The following is an 18953-nucleotide window of genomic DNA, read 5'->3' as shown; positions in this document are numbered from 1 at the left end:
TTGATCATTAAGGTTACAACCAGCGCTCTGTGGATAAGCCCCTCAAACCGGTGAATTGTCCCGGCCCATGCCTACCCGGAATGCCGGAATCAGGCGGCTAGATGGTCCTCAGGGGGACGAATTTTATGCCATTTGAAATCAAAGCCTGCACAATCGACGAAGTTCGGCGCCATCCGACGTTGGGCGGACGGACGCAGGCCAAGGTGAAGGTCATGCTGCGCGAAGTCCTCTCCCGCAAGACTTTCGATCACAACCTCACGCTGCGTGTTTGGGCCGAAACCAACGACCGGATGAGCCCTCACGAGGTCAACACTGCCCTGCTGGTCAAGGCTGCGAGCATCCTCAAGCGCACCGTCGCCATTGCCGAACTCGACGCCGAAGGCACTGGCCGCGTCCCGCCCTCATCGCTCTCCGGCTGAGACTCGAATACTTACCTCTCCCTTCGGGGGAGAGGTCGGCGCGTAGCGCCGGGTGAGGGGGCCCTTGCCTACCTTCCCTACTCGATCTCCGACGCATCTTCCGGCCGCCGGCCAAGCAGCATCACGAATTTCGCGATGACCCCGGCTGCAAATCCGAAAAGCATCAGCCCGAATACAAACGGCCCCAGCACCTGCGTGATCCCATCAGGATGCGGCAGGTCGTAGGTCACAAACCCGAAGAACAGCACGGCACCAGCCACCATGATCGCCAGGGTTGTCCAGCGCTGAGCGAACAGCGGCATCGCAATCGCCACTGCAAACGCCACGAACGCCAGGATCAGGGCAAAGATCCCGCCCATCAGCGCCGTGCCTTCGCCAGCTTCAGAAATGTTTCGACCGGCAGTGTTTCTGCCCGTTCATTACCCCTGAGCCCTGCCGCTGCCAGCAGTGCCTCCATTGGCACCCCGAGCGATTTGAGACTCTGCCGCACCATCTTCCGCCTCTGCCCGAACGCCGCGCGCGTTACCGCTTCCAGGTCGCGCACCGCCACACCATCCTCTACGGCCTTGGGTCGCAAGTGGACCACGCTCGAGGTCACCTTGGGCGGTGGGGTGAACGCCTCGCGACCGACATTGAAGGCGATCCGCACCTCCGTGCGCCAGCCACACAGCACGCCCAGCCGCCCATAGGCGTCCTCGCTCGGTTTGGCGATGATGCGCTCGGCCACCTCCCGCTGAAACATCAGCGTCAGGCTCTCGAAGAACGGCGGCCACGTTTCCACCGTCAGCCACCGCGTCAGCAACTCCGTACCGATATTGTACGGCAGGTTCGAAACAATGCGTGTCGGTCCATCCGCCAGCGCCGCGAAATCTGTCTCCAGCGCATCACCCGCAATCACCTCTAGCCGGCCCGGATAGGCCGCTGCAATCTCGGCCAGCGCGGGCAGGGTGCGCTCGTCGCGCTCGATGGCAATCACCCTCTGCGCGCCTTCGGCGAGCAGCGCCCGCGTCAACCCTCCGGGTCCAGGGCCCACCTCGATCACCGTCACGCCCTCAAGCGGCCCGGCCACACGGGCAATGCGCGCCGTCAGGTTGAGGTCGAGCAGGAAGTTCTGTCCCAGTTCCTTCCGCGCGCGGAGGCCATGGGTGGCGATAACCTCGCGGAGCGGGGGAAGACTGTCGATCTGCATGCTGAGCCCATAGCGGATTTGTCGGCTCCCGAAAATGCCTCATCGAAAAGGACTTGACCTTCCCACGGTGGGAAGGCGCATCAAAGTGCTAGCTCACCCTTTGGTGACCACCAAATTCAGGAAACCGCTATGTCAAAGACCGTGCTCGCAACGCTACTGGCCCTAGGTACCCTAACGTCCGGTGCACTTGCCGCCGGCAGCGCCACCCCTCCGGTAGATCTGCCGGCCATCTGCCTCGCCAATGCAGGTCACGCTGGCATGTCGATGGGTGACACCAGCATGGGTGGCAACATGGCCATGGCTCCCATGGCAGCAGATCAGGCGCATGGCGACCTGATGGCGGGCATGGCCCAGATGAATGCCGATATGATGGTCGGCGCCACCGCCGCCGACCCCGACGTCGCCTTCGTCTGCTCGATGATCCCTCACCACCGTGGCGCCATCGCCATGGCCAAGGCCGAACTCGCCAATGGCGACGATGCTTGGGCTAAATCCCTGGCCGAACAGATTATCGCGGCGCAGGAAAAGGAAATCGCCGATATGACCGCTTGGCTGGCGACGCAAAAATAGTAGTAAACTCAGACGAGTAAGTTAAAATCCGCCGGCGGGCTCTCGATGAAGAAATACAAGGTCCGCCGGAGCTAAATATTTAGCAAAAAACATCATGTCAAAAACAAATGGCGTGCATGAGACAGGATTGAAAGTCATCGTTAGGAATGTTGGAGCAAAGCTGGGATGTGAAGTCCTCGGGAGATCGCAGTGTCCATCATTTCACGCTTGCTGAAATCCAGTGCAGATGCCGCCACACTTGCAGCCTTTCAACGATCGCAGGCCATCATCAGCTTTGCGTTGGATGGCACGATCCTGGAGGCCAACCCAAATTTCCTGAAAGCCATGGGCTATGAGGCAAGCGAGGTCGTCGGCAAGCACCACCGCATGTTCATGCCGCCCGGTGAAGCCGAAAAGCTTGAATACAAAGCGTTCTGGGACAGCCTTCGTGCGGGCAAGTTCCAGCAGGCTGAATTCAAGCGGATCGGCAAGGGCGGACGCGAGGTCTGGATCCAGGCGTCCTACAATCCAGTTCTAGACAAGGCCGGCAAGCCGGTCCGAATCGTCAAGATCGCTTCCGACGTCACCGATCAGCGCCAGCACGCCAACGAACTCGAAAGCGAAATCGCAGCCGTTTCCCGCGCTCAGGCGGTGATCGAGTTCAGTCTTGAGGGTGTCATCCAGAAGGCCAACTCGAATTTCTGCGCTGCTGTCGGCTATACGCTTGAGGAGATCGTGGGCAAGCACCACTCCATGTTCGTCGAGCCTGACTATGCCCGATCCACCGAATATCGGGACTTCTGGGCCCGTTTGCGCGCCGGCGAAGTGTTTCAGGCTGAGTACCGCCGCATCGGCAAGGGCGGTAAGGAGGTCTGGATACAGGCGTCCTACAACCCAATTTTCGATCTGAGCGGCAAGCCGTACAAGGTCATCAAGTTTGCGACCGACGCCACCGAGGCCGTCGCCCGCCGGCGCGCTGTCGAGGCGCTCGGCAAGTACCTCGAAGATCTGTCTCAGGGCGACCTGACGCTCAGCATCAATGAGCACTTCATGGGTGCGCTCGATAAATCGCGTATCGCGTTCAACAACACCGTCATGCAGTTCCGCCAGATCGTCGAGAACCTGCAGGCGACATCTGGGACGCTGCGTGTCGCCACCGGCGAGATCTTAAGCGGGGCCAATGACCTTGCTGAGCGCACCACGCGCCAGGCTGCAACCATCGAGGAAACTTCGGCCGCCATGGAGCAACTCGCGCATATGGTCAACACCAACGCCGAGCGCGCCGATGACGCATCGGTCAATGCCGAAGCCGTTGCGAAGGCCGCCGTGGATGGCGGCCGGGTGATGGAGCAGGCCAACAGTGCCATGGAACGCATCACCGCATCCTCAGGCAAGATTTCAAATATCATCGGCATGATCGACGATATCGCCTTCCAGACCAATCTCCTCGCGTTGAACGCTTCGGTCGAAGCGGCGAGGGCAGGGGAGGCCGGCAAGGGCTTTGCCGTGGTTGCGGTAGAGGTGCGTCGTCTGGCTCAGTCTGCTGCTGAGGCCTCCACCGAGGTGAAAACCCTCATCCAGCAGTCGGCATCTGAGGTGCAGGCGGGTTCGCGCCTTGTCTCAGAGGCTACCAGCAATCTGAGCAAGATGGTCGACGCCGTGCAACGCAACAGCGACCTGATGCGATCGATCTCGACCGAAAGCAATCAGCAGGCGTCTTCCATCGGCGAAATCACAGTTGCCATTCGTCAGATGGATGAGATGACCCAGCACAATGCTGCGCTTGTCGAGGAAACCAACGCCGCCATTGAGCAGACCGAAGCCCAGGCCGTCGAACTCGACAAGCTGGCCGCCGGCTTCCACATCGAAGCTCCGCAACGCCGGACCCGCGCCGCGTAACCAACCCGCCTCAAGGCACGGCGGCTGCTATGCGGCGTGCTGCTGGGTGAGCTCGCCGCTGGTCAGTTGATCGGCCAGCTTCAGTGCAGCAAGAAAACTGGCGTCCGATCCTTTGCCTGTGCCAGCCAGGTCAAACGCTGTGCCGTGATCGGGTGAGGTGCGCACGATGGGCAACCCCAGCGTCACGTTCACCGCCTCGTCAAACGCCACGGTCTTGATCGGGATCAGTGCCTGGTCGTGATACATCGCCACCACGGCGTCGTATTTGCGCCAATGCGGCAAGTGGAACAGCGTATCGGCCGGCAACGGCCCGACCACCGAAAAACCCTCGAAATTCAGTTGCGCCACCGCTGGCGCAACGACATCAAGATCCTCCATCCCGATCGCTCCACCCTCACCCGCATGCGGGTTGAGGCCCGCAAAGGCGATGCGTGGCTCAGCAATGCCAAATCGAGTCTTGAGACTGTGCGCCACGATCCGCCCCGTGGTCACCAGCAGTTCGGCCGTTATCATCGCCGGCACCTTGCTGATCGGCACATGTATTGTGGCCGGCACCACGCGCAGACCCTCGTGGGCCAGCATCATCACGGGGAAGGGGGTTCCGGTGCTGTTGGCGCACAGCGCCGCCAGAAATTCCGTATGGCCGGGGTGCTTGAACCCCGTAGCATAGAGCGCGCCCTTATGGATCGGCGCCGTCACAAGCCCGCGGCAGGCTCCCGTCAGGCTATCGCCTACCGCCCGCGCAATCGCTTCGATCACCACCTTGCCTGAAAGCGGTGTGGGATCGCCCGGCTTGTCGGGCACCAGACCCTCCACGTGCACAACTGGCAGTGCAGTGGCGAAAATCTCGTTCGCCCCAATCGGGGCACTCTCGGCGAACACGATCGAAAGCCCCAGCCGCTCGGCGCGGGCCTTGAGGAAACCCAGATGTCCGTAGACCACGAATGGCGGCAGGTTCAGCCACGCCCGGTTGGCAAATAGCCGCAGGATCAGGTCAGGCCCGATCCCGGCCGGCTCTCCCATGCTGACGGCCAGCGGCAAAGGCAAGGTATCGACCACAATGCGCCTCGCAAGAAACGGCATCAAATGTCACCCAATCCTGTCGGGCGACGAAATAATGTATGCCAGCAACAAAATAAGAGACCTGTAAGCTTTATCCAGCAATTGCGTGAACAGCTACCAAGTACCGCTTAGTTATAGACGATCTGAGCTTTCTTCTTGAGCTCTTCGAGGTAAGTTGCCGCCTCGGTTTCCATGGCTTTGCTGCCCTGTTCATTGCGCAGTTTGCTTTTGACGAACGTCAGGTCCTTGGCGGCCTCCTTGGCGCAGATCGCCAGCATGGAGACGCCGGTTTCAACCACGCGGGGCTTGGTGATCCCACCGACATTGAGCTTGGCCAGTTCCCCAGCAATTGCGTCGGGCAACTGCGTCGCGTGCCGCCGGCCCATGTCGCGCACCGCCGCATCAGTAAAGCCCAGCGATACATCCACAGCGCTGTCGCAGCCCTTGTAGGCGCTGCGATAACGGTTGGCGTCAGCAGTGCGGGAAGCGGGTGAAGCCTTGCCTGTGCTCACGAACAGCACTTCTTTGAGAATATAGTCGAAATTGTTGTCCGGCGTCAGCGCCGCCTCGGCTTCCTTGTCGAGCTCAACGTCAGAAATCTGCACGCGCGCCTTGATCGCCAGGGTGCTCACCGCCTGCCAGGCGAGGGCGGCCCGCAGCCGCTCCTTCATCGTGTCGATGTTGACGCCATTCTGTGACAGCACGGCACGCAGCTTGTCGGTCGAGAGCTTGACGTTGCGCGCCACCGTCTGGAAGGCATCGTCGACCTGCGCGTCGGAAATGGTCACGCCCAGCCGCTTGGCTTCCTGCAGCTTGAGCTGATCCTCGATAAGCTGCACCAGGGCCTTCTGGTTCGTGCCGCCGCCTTCGAGCTTCATCAGTTTGACGCGCTGCGAAATCTGAATGTCGGAGATCGGCACGCCGTTGACCGTCGCCTTGGTGGCCGCGAACGTCGGCGCAACGGTCAGCATCAATCCCACAAGGGTTACAGCGATCAGGCGGAGCATGTCGTCACCATTGGTTTTCAAGTTTGCCGGCAAGCCCCCGGCGCACGTTCTCATGTTCGAAGATTACGGCCAAAATCGGTTGGTCAGAACGCGCTTTTGCCAGCGGGACCCTTCAGCTGCAACTTGATCCCGAAGGTGAACCCCTCTCCGGATTCATGCGTTGCGCCTGTTGCACCCGCATAGGCTCCAGCCAAGAAGAAGCCGTCGTCATAGTCGACTTCGCCGGTCGTTTCGAGCCAGGCATTGGTGCCGAGGTCCCACGACAGGCTCGCCTTGGCCGACCAGTAGTCCATCGGCAGCGGCGCAGAGCCGCGCACAGTGACCTCATGCTGGTCCGCCAGCACGCCGGTCGCCGTATCAGCAGGCAGATATATATAGTCGGCCCCAAGGCCGTATTTGTTACCCAGGTCGATGTCACCGCCCAGCCCGGCCCGTGCAATCCGCGGTCCGTTGGGGTCGATCTGCAGCTTGGCGCCCACAACCGTGCCATCCGATGGCGAGCCACGTGCCGCCAGCACGATGTACGAGGCATCGTCGCCAAGTCCCGTGCTGATCCCGGTATTGACCTCGTCCCCGATCGCCAATGCGTTCACACCCGCGAGGTGGAACGACTCTCCTGCCAGCAGCTCGAGCCAGCGGCCGTCGCCCAGTGTCGCCAGATACCGCGCCCCGATATTGGCCCTCAGGCCCGTTTCCTGCCGGTCGCTGCCCGAAAAACGGTTGTACGAAAAGATGTTGCTCTCATCGAGCACGAAGCTGTGCGCGTTGTCGTTGGTGATCCCGGTGAGGGTCGTGTCAGAACCGCGGTACACCAGCTGGGCCACCGGCTCGAGCAACTGTGAATCGACACCATTGGTTGAAATCAGCGGGAACCGCACATCCACCGCCGCGATCGGCGTCGCCGTGAGCAGCGAGGCATCAACACCGCTGCCCGTGCTGTCAAACGTCGCCGCATCGGCGCGCAGGCCTAGATACGGCGTCACAACCAGCCCGCTGGGAATGATGAACTGCTTCTGCCACGAGGCCTCCACCATGGCGTGCAGCTTCTGCCCGGCATATCCGAAGGTGTAGGGAACACCGGCATAGCTGTCAGTCGAATCCGCGTCGCGAGACACGCCCAGCACACTCGATGTCACATGCAGCTGCCCGTAAGCCTCTGAGTTATTGTACAGATCGGCGTGCAGGTTGGGGATCGCCAGCGCCTGCTGGTCCTGGTCGGCCTCGGTGTAGTCCCCCATCACGAGGTACTGCTGGATCCGCAGATCGGCATAAAAGTCATCGGTCAGGTAGGTCGTGTAGAGCTCGTTGATCAGCGAGTCCGAGTCATCGATGCTGTAGTCCTTGAGGTAGTTCGCGTCCGAGAATGCCGTGGCAGACCAGCCCGCCGTCCAGTTCTCCGCCACCTGGAAGTGACCCGAACTCTGGATCGCGCCGCGCCACTGCCGGTCGCCGACCTCGCCGGAAAACGCGCCCGGGTCGAGCTGATAGAGCCCGGAGGCGCTGAGGTTCATCTGGCCGTAGTCGAACCGCTGTTCCCACTCTGCAGCCATCAGGAAGCCCTGCCGGCTCATCAACTGCGGCCGCAGCATGATGTCGGTGCTTTCACCAGCGGCGATGTAGTACGGCACCCCAACGATCAGGCCACGACTGTTGCTGTAGTTGACAGTGGGCAGCTGAAACCCGCTGGAGCGCGGCTTGCTCGGATCGGGCAACGAAACCCATGGCAGCCACGCAATCGGCACGCCCAGCACTTCAAGGCGCGGCTGCTCGATGGTGATCTGGTTGGTCACCGGATCCTGCACCATGCGCGCCGCATGCACTTTCCAGCCAATGCGGTTGCCCTTGACATCGATGCAGTCCCCGCAGGGGCTGTATGTGGCGTCCGTGAGCACGTTGCGCAGTTCGGCATCGTAGTTGACGTCATGCGCGGTGATCCGCGCGCCGTCGATGGTAGTCAGCGTCAGCGACTCGATGAAGGCCTGCTTCATCCCACCTGTCACATCGACCTTGTCAGCGGTGAACTGAGTGCCCACCGGGTCGACAATCCGCACATGGCCTTCGCACAGCACGGCGCCGGTACCCTGGACGTAGCGCAGGACGTCGCATTCCAGCCGATAGCCCGAATAGCGCATGATCACCCGCCCTTGGGCGCTGATCACATCGGTATTGGCGTTATAGGAGAGCAGGTTCGCTTCCACCTCGGCAGGCGCACCGGCCGCAGGAACCGAATCGAAAAAGTTCTCGGGAACGAATTGCGCCGAGGCGCTGCCAACGCCGAGCGCCAGCATCGCGGCAAACGGCAAAAGCCCCGCGCAGATCCTGCGCAGGCTCGTCACCAGCCACCGGTCGCGGCGCAGCATCGTCACGTCCGCCCGTCTTCCCTGTTCAGCAGCACCGTCACTCCCATAACGATAGCTAGCACTGCCGGCCCGATCACCGCTACTGCTGGTTGCATGGCACCCGCAGATCCCGCCCGGTTTGCCATCTCGGCCAGCACATAAAGCACAAAGCCAAGAGCGATGCCATAAAGCACCGCAGCACCATACTTATTCGTCCTTCGATAACCGGCAGTAAACGCGAACGCAATCACCACCGACCCCATCAGCGTCAGCGGCAGCGCCAGCAACTTCAGAAACCGGGTGAGCGTTGGCGCCCGGTCTGTCGGATCGGTCAGCCGTGAAGCGATTGCCTCTCCCAGCTCGTATACCGTCATGTCATTGACCGATGCGAGCTTGGCGCGGACATCTCCACTGGAGAGCGACGAGGGCAAGCGAAAGTCAGTGATAGGCTCAGGCTTGCTGTTTGATCGGAAGCGGGTGGCTTTTGCCATCACCCATTCCCCGCCGGTCAGTTGCGCCGTCTCCGCCTCGATCCGGTCACGCGGCGCCTCGAGCAGGAACACGTTGACGCTTCCCAACTGGCCTCCGCCCGGATGCACATACTCTGCCTCGACAATGTAGTGGACCTCGGCCTTCCGCTCTTCGAACCAAAGCCTGCCCGGATTGGTCTGCTGCCCCCCGGGTGAGAGGTTGCGGTTCAGCACCACGGTCCCGGCATCCAGCGCCAGCGCCACTACGATCCCAAGCAGCACCGCGAAAGCCAGTGGCGCCCGCATGATCCGCCACACTGAAAAGCCGGCCGCCTTGATCACCGTCAGCTGCCGCGAGCTCTGCAACTGCAGCAGCCCGATGATCGCCCCGATCAGCACCAATAGTGGCAGTGCATCCAGCACCCACCGCGCCGAACTCGCAACGATTGCCAATAGCGCCAGCGGTGCCCCGCCACTCGCCGACAGCGCCTCGAACCGCGAGGTGTTGAGCGATTCCACCAGCGCCACGATCCCCGACATCACGGCGATACTCAGTGCGATGCTGGCGCCCAGCCGGCTCACGATCACCCAGTCGATCCGCCTCATGAGTGGGCCTCGCGCGGCAGCGGTGCCAGCGCCCGCATCCTGAGGATGAGGATAACCAGTGAGACCGCAATCAGTGCGACACATCCGGTCGCCGGCGCCAGCAGGCCGGAGGAGGGGGGATAAGTGCTGATGCCACGCTCTACGAACGCCACGAACAGTACGGTCAACTCGATCGGCAGCCGCGGGTCACGCCGCCGGCCACTCGGAAACGCTGCGATTGCCGTCACGAACAGGCAGAGCGCAACAACCCGCAGCCCCTCAATCGTTCGACCGATGAGGTCCTTGAGCATGTCGCGCGTCCATTCGCCAGTCTCCAGATAGTCTTGGAGAATCGAAAGGCTCGAATAGCTTCCGCCGTGCTTTTCCTCGTCCTGCTCTCCGGTCAGCCGTTCCAGCGCGATGTCGTAGCGGTTGAAAGAGATTTCCGAGAACCGCCCTTCCTTCGTGCGGTATTGGATCGTGCCGTTGATCAGCTGCAGCACATAGCCGCGCTCGTCGGCGGTGAGCAGCGCCGAATCGGCAATGTAGGTTCGCCGCACATCGGGCGAACGGTCGTCATCGGCGAAAAACGAGGTAATCTCACCATTGGGCTTGCGTCCCCCGACCGTAATGGTCACGCCCTCGACCACCGTGGCGAACCGGTGCGGAACCAGCGATCGACCCACCAGGTCCGCCGCGATTCCCGCCCGGATCACGTTGGCCGCCCGCGTCGTTGCGGGGGCCAGGATATGTGCAAGGAGCAGCGCTATCATGGCTGCGATCAGCGTATAGATCGCAATCGCGCCCAGCAGCGCCGACAGCCTTTGTCCCATGTGGATGATGTGCAACTCACGCGTCGCTTGCAGGGTCCGCAGCCCACGGGCGAGGCCCATAGCGGCGCAAACAAACAGAAAACTCACTGCAACCGTCGGCATCGACAGCAGCGCCTGGGTCAGCAGAACCGTCAGACCAAGCCCGCGCAGCGAGCCTGCGTCCATCACGCGCAGGCTCTGCGCCATGAACATGATGACGCTGGCAACTGCCAGGAGCGCCAGTGCGTCACGGGAAAAAAGCTTGATCAGGTAGAGGTTTAGTCGATTCATGTGTCATTCTGCGGCCGACGCGCGCCGCCGCCCGGTCAGCCCCGGATCGACAACGGGCGGAGATTGCCCGCCCTGACCCTCGCTTGGCAAGGAAAAGCCGGGTGCAACATCTTCCGCACACCAGTTCGGTGCGTCGGTGTTGCGGGATTGACGCGGCATATCAAGCCGGTGTCTCACTGACCCAACCCAAATCCCGCGCCAATCGCTCGAGCGCCAGCTAAGGTTCGCCCCCATATGCCGCAGACCATTGAGATCAAAACCTCGGCGGGCATTCCCGCCAGCACAGGCACGCTCGTCATCTATGTGGCGGAGGGCGCCGCCCCCACTGGTGGCGCTGCCACGATCTGGGCCGCCACTGGCCTCGACTGGGCCCGCGTCACTCGAGCCGCCGGTTTCAAGGGCAAGCAGGGCCAGATGCTCGATCTGCTTGCTCCCACCGGACTCGATGCTGCACGCCTCCTCGTCCTTGGCGCCGGCAAGCCCGATGCCTCCGCGAGTCCCTCTGCCTGGACCGATCGCGGCGGGTCCCTTGCTGGCAAGCTCATGGCGCTCAAGGCCGATCAGGTCGCCGTCCTCCTCGAAGAGGCCGGCGCCACCCCCGACCGCATCGCCGAACTCGCCGCCGGCCTGCGCCTCCGCCACTACCGTTTCGACAAGTACCGCGCCAAGAAAGACGAACCCGGCGAGGCTGCCGTGCTGGCCATCACTCTCCACGTCGCCGACCCGGCAGCCACCGACGCCGCCATCGCCAATCGTGGCGCCACCGTCTCCGGCACACTGCTCGCCCGCGACCTGATCAACGAGCCTGCCAACGTGCTCGGCACCCTCGAATTCGCCGCCGCCGCCCAGCAGCTGACATCGCTCGGTGTCACCGTCGAAGAACTTGACGAGCCCGCCATGCAGGCCCTCGGTATGAACGCGCTGCTCGTCGTCTCGCAAGGCTCTGCCCGCCCGCCGCGCCTCGTCATCATGAGCTGGAACGGCGGCAAGAAAGGCGATGCCCCGCTCGCCTTTGTCGGCAAGGGTGTCGTCTTCGATACCGGCGGCATCTCGATCAAGGGCGCTGCCGGCATGGAAGATATGAAGGGCGATATGGGTGGCGCCGCTGCCGTCACCGGCCTTATGCACGCGCTGGCTGCCCGCAAGGCGCCGGTCAATGCCATCGGCGTCATCGGGCTCGTCGAAAACATGCCCTCCAGCACCGCCATGCGGCCGGGCGATATCGTCAAGGCCATGTCCGGCACCACTATCGAAATCATCAACACCGACGCAGAGGGCCGCCTCGTCCTCTCCGACGCCCTCTGGTACACGCAGCAGCGCTTCAAGCCCCGCTTCATGATCAACCTCGCCACCCTTACTGGCGCCATCGGCGTCGCACTTGGCAACGATCACGCGGGGCTGTTCTCCAACAACGACGAACTCTCAGCCAACCTCCTCGCTGCTGGCCTCGCCACCGGTGAAAAACTCTGGCGCATGCCGATGGGTCCCGCCTACGACAAGCTGATCGAGAGCCGCTTCGCCGATATCAAGAACAGCGCCGGCCGTCCCGCAGGCTCCATCACCGCCGCCCAGTTCCTGCTCCGCTTCGTCAACGACGTACCCTGGGCCCACCTCGATATCGCCGGCACCGCGCTCGGCTCGCCGACGACTGAAACCAACACCTCCTGGACCTCGGGTTTCGGCGTCGCGCTGCTCGACCGTCTCGTCCGCGACAATTACGAACCTGCACCGGCCAAGGCAAAATGACGGAGATCCTGTTCTACCACCTCGAAAACCATCCGCTTGAGCGGGTGCTCCCCGTGCTCGTTGAAAAAAGCCTCGAGCGCGGCTGGAAAGTGGTGGTGGAAACCGGGTCGGAGGAGCGCGCCGAAGTGCTCGATCTCCTGCTCTGGACCTACCGTGACGATAGCTTCCTGCCCCACGCGCGGGCAGAGGGCGACGCGGACGAATTGCAGCCTGTGCTGATCACCAGCCGGCCGCACAATCCTAACAGTGCAAACGTGCGTTTTTTCGTCGATCGGGCGGTCCCGCAAGCGGGCGACGGCTACCAGCGCATCGTCTTCCTGTTCTCCGGGCACGACCCGGATGCGGTCACCGAAGCCCGCGCTGCATGGCGCGCCCTCGGCCCCGGCAACGAGCTCACCTATTGGCAGCAGGACTCGGAGGGTCGCTGGACCAAGCGCGGATAACCGGAAATTCGATCACATCTTGCGCCATAGCTCGAAATATTTCCGGATTTTAACCCTTGCATAAGGCTGGCAGGGACTAACTCAACGCGCGTTTGAGCGAGGTTGAGTATGAGTATCGCGACGATTGACGAAGTTCTCCCCCAGGGCCCATCCCTGAAGCCCTCTTTCTGGGAGGCCTTCGAAGAAATCGCCGGCCGCACGCTGATGCTGCTCTGGCTGTTCTACGTGGTCCAGATCCAGGGCACACACCTCGTGGCGATCCTCGTCGATGGCGAGTCCGGTTCGATGGTCATCGCCGAGTTCTCGAAAACCATTCTGTTGCTGATCTTCAGCCTGATCGCCGTCGGGTTCACTTTGGCCCGCCGTCCGGCCAAGGGCATCGCCACCGGGCTTGAGCCTCGCATCACCGCCTTGCTCGGCACCTACCTGCTGCTGCTGATCCCGCTCATGCCATCAGGTGAAATCGGCGAGTTCTGGTCCCTTGTCGCCGTCGGCATCATGATTGTCGGCCTCGGCTCCTCGGCTTACAGCCTGTCGTGGCTTGGCCGGTCCTACTCGATCATGGCCAGCGCCCGCAAACTGGTCACCGAAGGCCCCTATGGCATCGTCCGGCACCCGCTCTACTTCTGTGAAATCGTGCTGGTGACGGGCGTTACCCTCATCAACTTCTCGGTCTGGGCCCTGCTGATTGCCGCTGCCGTCGTGCTGCTGCTCTGGCGCCGCATGATCAACGAGGAACGCATCCTCACGCAGGTCTTCCCCGAATATACCGCCTACGCCCAGCGCGTCCCGCGGATCATCCCGCGCCTGTCCTTCGGCCGTAAACCTGAAGCCGCAATTTAGCAGGCACCGGTCAGGCCCCAACGGCCTGACCTCACTCCTCCAGCCCTAGCCGCGCCGGATCGAAGATCAGGTCGTAGTAGAACCGGGCATACTCGTAGCAGAACGTGATTTCGCCGACCTCGCCGTTGTAGAACGCGTTTTCCTCGTCGCAAAGCTTGGCCCTGAGTGTTACCGGCGACTTGAGGACAAACTGGCGGCGCACAGTGTCGGCCACCTGCTCAAGCACCGCACGTCCCTTCAGCAGCGCTGCCACCTCGCCAAAGATCGCGCCGGCCGGCTCATAGATCACGTTGATCGCAGCGCCCTCCGGGCCACCACTGCGGAGATGCGCGGCCATCATCGCGTCCCAGCCGCGCTGCGCCGTGGCATATTCCTCGCCGCAGGACTCGATCCGCTCGGCCCCGAGTCCGACATCGTCGGCCAGCCCCTCGAACTCAGCCGGGTTCCCGCCTACGAGCAGGCACGCCATCTCATAGGCGCGCTGCACATCGAGCGCGTGCTCGTCCGCGAAGTCGACATTGCCCGCATCGGCCTCGCCATAGAGGTCTGACGACATGAAGTATCCGTCCACCGTGTCGTAGGACACTTCGGCCGCCTGGTCGTTGTTCTGTTTCAGGAGCAGCAGCGTCGAGATCGCGTCAGCCGCGTCCTCCTCATGGCCAAGGATCGGCAGCTGGAACTGGTCGATGAACAGGTGTCCGAACTCGTGGTAGAGCGCGCTCAGAGTATTGTTGACGGCAAACTGCTCTGCTTCCGCCCGCTTTTCAGGCGAGGGTTCGGGGAGAGGCCCTGCGGTCGGCACGGGGGCAGGTGACGCCCCGGCCGCCTGTGCAAGCCCGAGGCCTGCCACCACCGCCAGTATCGCCCACACCCGCATTGCGATGCCCCCATTTCGCCGAAGCCGGAAGGCAAAGCCGCGCCGCTGTCAATCCGCTGAGGGGCGGGGGAGGGCGCTCAGCTCGGTTCCCAACCCGGTGCCGCCTGCTCGAACTTCGAAAATTGGAACCCCGGCGCCACCGTGCACCCGACCAGCGACCATTCGCCTAGGCATTTCGAGCGCTGCCAGGCATTGCCGGGCACCATCAGTTGCGGCCGCTGGCCCGCTTCCAGATCCGGCCCAAGTATCGTCTCGGTCACCGTCTTGCCGTCACGCGAATAGCGCACCAGCATCGGCGCCCCGGCATACCAGTGCCAGCCCTCGGACGAATCCACCCGGTGCCAGCTGTTCTGCTGCGCATTGGTGAGCATGTAGTAGATCATCGTCGAGTGCGGCCGTCCGCCCAAGCCCGGCCCGTCGGCGAAGGTCTGCTTATAAAAGCCACCCTCGATATGCGGCTCAAGCCCGAGCAGCTTGATGATTTCGGCAGCGGTCAGCGAACTCATGCTTGTGCCTTTTCAGCCTCTTCGAGTGCGGCACTCATTTCCAGCCAGCTTTCCTCGATCTTGGCAATGTCGCCCTCAAAGCGCGCCTTGTCTTTCCCCAGCAGGATCACCCGCTCTGGCGCACCGTCGTAGATCTTGGGGTCGGCGAGGATCGCATCGACCCGCGCCAGTTCGGTCTTCAGCCGCGCAATTTTCTGCTCGGCATCCTTGATGGATTTACGCAAGGGGGCCACCTCGGCGCGCTTGGCCGCCGCGTCCTGCCGTACCAGCTTGCGGTCCTCGACCGGGGCAGGGCCGCCCTTGTCCTTCTTGCCCTTGCCATTGCTGTTCTGGGTGAGAAGCCGCTGGTAGGTATCAAGGTCCTCGTCAAACTCTTCGATCGTGCCGTTCTGCGCGATCCAGAGCTTGTCCACCGTCGCATCGATCAGATGGCGGTCGTGACTGATGATCAGCACTGCGCCCTGATAGTCGTTGAGCGCCGCCACCAGCGCATCGCGGCTGTCGATGTCGAGATGGTTGGTCGGCTCGTCGAGGATCAGCATCGACGGCCCGCCGAAGGTGATCAGCCCGAGCAGCAGCCGGGCCCGCTCGCCGCCGGAAAGGTTCTTCACCTTGGTCTCCATGCGCGATGTCGTCAGCCCCATCTGCGCCACCCGCGAGCGCCGCTTGGCCTCGCTGTCGTAAGGCATCAGCTCGACTATGTGCTCGAACGGCGTCCATTCCGGCTTCAGCTTGTCGAGCTGATGCTGTGCGAAATACGCAATATCGAGCCCCTTGCCCTTGCGCATCTCGCCGCCCATTGGCTTCAGGTCGCCCGCCAGCAGCTTGGCAAACGTGGACTTGCCGTTACCATTGACGCCAATCAGCGCAATCCGGTCGTCGGGGTCGATGCGGTTGGTGATATGCCTGAGGATCACCTTGTCGCCATAGCCCACCGACACCCCATCAAAGGTCAGCATCGGCGACGCCGGCTCCTTCTTGGGGTTGGGGAAGGTGAACGGCGCCGAACTCTCATCGAACATCGCCGCCGGCGGCTTGAGCTTGGCGATCATCTTGACGCGCGCCTGCGCCTGCTTGGCCTTGGATGCCTTGGCCTTGAACCGGTCAACGAACTTCTGCAGGTGCGCGATCTGGTCGATCGTCTTCTCGCGGCTCTTGTTGTTGAGCTCCATCTGCATCCGGCGCGTTTCTTCAAACGTGTCGTAATTGCCTTTGTAGAACGTCAGCTTCTTGTGCTCGAGATGGACGATCGAGTTGACAGATTTGTTGAGGAGGTCACGATCATGGCTGATCATGAACACCGTGTAGGGGTAGGTCGCGAGGTACTTTTCGAGCCACAGCGTGCCTTCGAGGTCGAGATAGTTTGTCGGCTCGTCGAGCAGCAGCAGGTCCGGCTGCGAAAATAGCACGCCTGCCAGCGCCACGCGCATCCGCCAGCCGCCCGATAGCTCCGAAGTCGGCGCCATCTGCCGGTCCTTCTCGAACCCCAGTCCCTTGAGGATCGTCGCTGCTCGCGCCTCTGCAGTATGCGCATCGATCTCAGCGAGCCGCGTATGGATATCCCCGATCCGGTGCGGATCATGCGCCGTCTCAGCCTCAGCGAGCAGCGCCGTACGCTCCTTGTCGGCAGACAGCACCACGTCAAGCACCGAAATGCTGCCCGCCGGCGCTTCCTGAGCCACGGCGCCTATTCGCGCCTTCTTCACCACCTCGATCGATCCGCCCTCGGGCGAAATCTGCTTGAGGATCAGCTGGAACAGCGTCGTCTTGCCCGTCCCATTCTTGCCGACAAACCCGGTCTTGCTCCCCGTAGGCAGCACAACCGAAGCGTTCTCGAACAGGGCCCGTCCCTGAATGCGGTAGGTGAGGTCAGTAATGGTCAACATGGTGCGTCGCCAAATAGCGACTCAGAGCCGCAATGTCCAACGCGCCATGGGATCGGCAGCGATGCATGTCCGGCAGGGTGCGATACGACAAGGGTAAGGTGAAGTAGAACCTGAGGTATCGCCCCGGCTCGGTCGGCTTCCTCCGCAGACGTCGGCGACTGCATCACAACAAGTCCCTTGGAGGCACTAAAGACACGCCGATATTTTCAATCTGAACTTAAGCAGTATTATCGTACCATTCTGGAGTCAGTTCATTGCGGGCAGGGCGGTCGGAACCAGTCCGGGCGACGCTGCTGCCAAAATGCTGCGAGGGTGCATGCGTATGGCCAACGAGATGCCCGCACCTGGCGTGGCAGCGCGACCGCGGTCCGGTCTGGAGGCGGTCGCCTCGTGGCGTTCGCTCGCCCGTCGGCTGCTTGTCAATTTGCTGCTCTTTGTCGTCCCGCTAGCGCTCAGCCTGGGGCTTGCCTATTTCCTCAGCTATCGCGAAATGGAGCAGCGCGCCGAACTCATGGCTGGAGCCGCGCTTGATCGCGCAGGACAGATCACGGAGCAGATTTCGTCGGCGTTCAGGGCCATGCACGTTTATGCGCCGTCGATTGCCTGCTCCGCGGCGGCTGTCGATTTCATGCGGAGCGTTGACCTTGGTTCGAGCCTTTTACAGGGCGTCGGCTACACCGCTCGCAACGCCTTGCAATGCTCGTCTCTGGGAACGGTACCCACTTTCGTCGGGCCGCCCGACTATGTCAGCGCCACCGGTACCGCGTTTCGTCGCGCGCGCACGCTGGCCGAGGCACGTCGCACCCCGTTGCTGTTGATCAGCGATGCCGATGGCTACACCGCGCTTGTTCACCCTTCGCTGCTGTTCTCGCTCGATCTAGCTGAGGACTCTGTCCCCGAGGGAATTGTCGCCTATGCCAGCCGGCAAACCATCATCTCGCGTGGTTTGGTGGCAATCGATTGGCGCGTGGCGCCGCTCGACGGCGCCACCTTCCAAGGCATTATCTCTGCTGAGGGCTATTTCATCGCCTGGAAGCGTTCAACGAAATGGGACCACTTCGCCTATGCTGCGGTGTCACAGGCCGGTCTCGAGGACGTCTTCATCTCGATGAGCCTCATTTTCGGTCCCCTGGGACTGCTCGGAAGCATTCTCAGCCTCGTGGTCGGTCGCCGGCTGGACGTGGCTCGGGCCTCGCTGCCGGTTCTGCTGCGCGAGGGCCTCAAGCGCGGTGAGGTAGATGTCGTCTATCAGCCGATTGTCGATCTGGAGACCGGCCGATGGGTTGGGGCAGAGGTTCTGGCGCGCTGGCGCCGGCCCACCGGCGAGTGGGTCTCGCCCGATGTGTTCATACCAATCGCAGAGCAATACGGCGTCATCCGCCCTCTGACGCGCTTTGTGGTCGATCGGTGCACCGCAGATTTCGCCGCCCATTTCTCCAAGCTGCCGGACTTTTTCCTCAGCATCAACATTTCCTCTTCCGATTTGGCTGCAGAGGAGTTCCCGGCCGAAATGGCGCGCGCCTGCCACGATCGCGGCCTGTCTCCGGGAGCTTTTCACCTCGAGGTAACCGAGCGTGTCGAGGTCAAGCTGGAGACTGAGCTCGAAAGCATCCGCCAGTTGCGCGGGTTGGGATTTGCCATCGGCATTGATGATTTTGGTATCGGTTTTTCTAACCTCGCCTATATCGACCGGCTAACCCTCGACTACCTGAAGATTGACCGGGTCTTTGTGGCCGACGCCACACGCGGCAACCTTGGGGGCGGCATCATCGAGCACATCATCGCCATCGCGAGCAAACGCCGTCTCACAGTCATTGCCGAAGGCATCGAACACACCGAGCAGCGCGTCACCTTGCGGGAACTCGGAGTGCGTTTCGGCCAGGGCTGGTTATTCGGCAAGCCCGTCGCTGTGGGCGAATTCGTCAAGGTGATGGCAGAAAGGGCAGCCGAAGCTCAGGCCAACGAGCCGACCGTTTCAAGCCACGGATCGGCACACTAGCCACCTTGTCGGGCAGCGCAGCATTCGGACA

The 18953-nt window shown here is 62.2% G+C and carries 17 protein-coding genes; 7 read left to right on the top strand and 10 right to left on the bottom strand.

What is annotated here, in order from left to right:
- Positions 1-125: 125 nt before the first annotated feature.
- Complete coding sequence (locus ACO06J_RS09015) at positions 126-419, top strand: hypothetical protein (protein ID WP_421760368.1); 294 nt, start codon at positions 126-128, stop codon at positions 417-419.
- 77 nt (positions 420-496) lie between these two features.
- On the opposite strand, the gene ACO06J_RS09010 is transcribed toward ACO06J_RS09015, so the two are convergent.
- Together ACO06J_RS09010 and rsmA are read right to left on the bottom strand one after the other, a co-directional pair.
- Positions 497-778, bottom strand: coding sequence for a hypothetical protein (locus tag ACO06J_RS09010; protein ID WP_421760367.1), 282 nt, complete (start codon positions 776-778; stop codon positions 497-499).
- The gene (gene rsmA / locus ACO06J_RS09005) at positions 778-1608 is read right to left on the bottom strand and encodes a 16S rRNA (adenine(1518)-N(6)/adenine(1519)-N(6))-dimethyltransferase RsmA (RefSeq protein WP_421760366.1); all 831 of its coding nucleotides are present in this window, start codon (positions 1606-1608) and stop codon (positions 778-780) included. The genes ACO06J_RS09010 and rsmA overlap by 1 nt, the downstream gene beginning before the upstream one ends.
- A gap of 129 nt (positions 1609-1737) precedes the next feature.
- Between rsmA and copM the strand changes: the two genes are divergently transcribed.
- Positions 1738-2178, top strand: a complete 441-nt coding sequence (gene copM / locus ACO06J_RS09000; RefSeq protein ID WP_421760365.1) for a CopM family metallochaperone — start codon at positions 1738-1740, stop codon at positions 2176-2178.
- 189 nt (positions 2179-2367) lie between these two features.
- Complete coding sequence (locus ACO06J_RS08995) at positions 2368-4056, top strand: methyl-accepting chemotaxis protein (RefSeq protein ID WP_421760364.1); 1689 nt, start codon at positions 2368-2370, stop codon at positions 4054-4056.
- 27 nt (positions 4057-4083) lie between these two features.
- Here the strand turns inward: ACO06J_RS08995 and pdxA are convergent, their stop codons facing one another.
- From pdxA to ACO06J_RS08970, 5 genes are all read right to left on the bottom strand, one after another.
- Positions 4084-5139 carry a 4-hydroxythreonine-4-phosphate dehydrogenase PdxA gene (gene pdxA, locus ACO06J_RS08990; protein ID WP_421760362.1) on the bottom strand — a complete coding sequence of 352 codons (1056 nt, stop codon included), beginning with the start codon at positions 5137-5139 and terminating at the stop codon, positions 4084-4086.
- Between the two features lie 107 nt (positions 5140-5246).
- Entirely contained in the window at positions 5247-6125 is an 879-nt protein-coding gene (locus tag ACO06J_RS08985; protein WP_421760361.1) for a peptidylprolyl isomerase, read from the bottom strand.
- 83 nt (positions 6126-6208) lie between these two features.
- The gene (locus ACO06J_RS08980) at positions 6209-8485 is read right to left on the bottom strand and encodes an LPS-assembly protein LptD (protein ID WP_421760360.1); all 2277 of its coding nucleotides are present in this window, start codon (positions 8483-8485) and stop codon (positions 6209-6211) included.
- A gap of 2 nt (positions 8486-8487) precedes the next feature.
- The gene (locus ACO06J_RS08975) at positions 8488-9540 is read right to left on the bottom strand and encodes an LptF/LptG family permease (protein ID WP_421760359.1); all 1053 of its coding nucleotides are present in this window, start codon (positions 9538-9540) and stop codon (positions 8488-8490) included.
- Positions 9537-10622, bottom strand: coding sequence for an LptF/LptG family permease (locus ACO06J_RS08970; protein WP_421760358.1), 1086 nt, complete (start codon positions 10620-10622; stop codon positions 9537-9539). The genes ACO06J_RS08975 and ACO06J_RS08970 overlap by 4 nt, the downstream gene beginning before the upstream one ends.
- A 234-nt stretch (positions 10623-10856) precedes the next feature.
- On the opposite strand from ACO06J_RS08970, the gene ACO06J_RS08965 reads away from it, so the two are divergent.
- The 3 genes from ACO06J_RS08965 to ACO06J_RS08955 all read left to right on the top strand — a co-directional run bounded on the left by ACO06J_RS08965 (position 10857) and on the right by ACO06J_RS08955 (position 13654).
- Complete coding sequence (locus ACO06J_RS08965; RefSeq protein WP_421760357.1) at positions 10857-12368, top strand: leucyl aminopeptidase; 1512 nt, start codon at positions 10857-10859, stop codon at positions 12366-12368.
- Positions 12365-12811 (top strand): DNA polymerase III subunit chi, encoded by a 447-nt coding sequence (locus ACO06J_RS08960; protein ID WP_421760356.1) that lies wholly within the window; start codon positions 12365-12367, stop codon positions 12809-12811. The genes ACO06J_RS08965 and ACO06J_RS08960 overlap by 4 nt, the downstream gene beginning before the upstream one ends.
- A 108-nt stretch (positions 12812-12919) precedes the next feature.
- The gene (locus ACO06J_RS08955; protein WP_421760355.1) at positions 12920-13654 is read left to right on the top strand and encodes a methyltransferase family protein; all 735 of its coding nucleotides are present in this window, start codon (positions 12920-12922) and stop codon (positions 13652-13654) included.
- Positions 13655-13685: 31 nt separating this feature from the next.
- Here ACO06J_RS08955 and ACO06J_RS08950 read toward each other — a convergent pair whose 3' ends face one another.
- The 3 genes from ACO06J_RS08950 to ACO06J_RS08940 form a co-directional block, all read right to left on the bottom strand.
- Positions 13686-14531, bottom strand: coding sequence for a DUF4344 domain-containing metallopeptidase (locus tag ACO06J_RS08950; protein WP_421760354.1), 846 nt, complete (start codon positions 14529-14531; stop codon positions 13686-13688).
- Positions 14532-14608: 77 nt separating this feature from the next.
- Complete coding sequence (locus ACO06J_RS08945; protein ID WP_421760353.1) at positions 14609-15037, bottom strand: cupin domain-containing protein; 429 nt, start codon at positions 15035-15037, stop codon at positions 14609-14611.
- Complete coding sequence (locus ACO06J_RS08940; protein WP_421760352.1) at positions 15034-16923, bottom strand: ATP-binding cassette domain-containing protein; 1890 nt, start codon at positions 16921-16923, stop codon at positions 15034-15036. Before ACO06J_RS08940 ends, ACO06J_RS08945 begins: the two co-directional genes overlap by 4 nt.
- A 316-nt stretch (positions 16924-17239) precedes the next feature.
- Between ACO06J_RS08940 and ACO06J_RS08935 the strand changes: the two genes are divergently transcribed.
- A complete protein-coding gene (locus ACO06J_RS08935) occupies positions 17240-18922 on the top strand; it encodes an EAL domain-containing protein (protein WP_421760351.1) in 1683 nt (560 codons plus the stop codon).
- The last annotated feature ends 31 nt before the right edge of the window (positions 18923-18953 follow it).

The organism is Devosia sp., assembly GCF_965229025.1.
In the GTDB taxonomy this organism is placed as follows: domain Bacteria; phylum Pseudomonadota; class Alphaproteobacteria; order Rhizobiales; family Devosiaceae; genus Devosia_A.
This window is presented reverse-complemented; position numbering and strand designations above follow the sequence as displayed.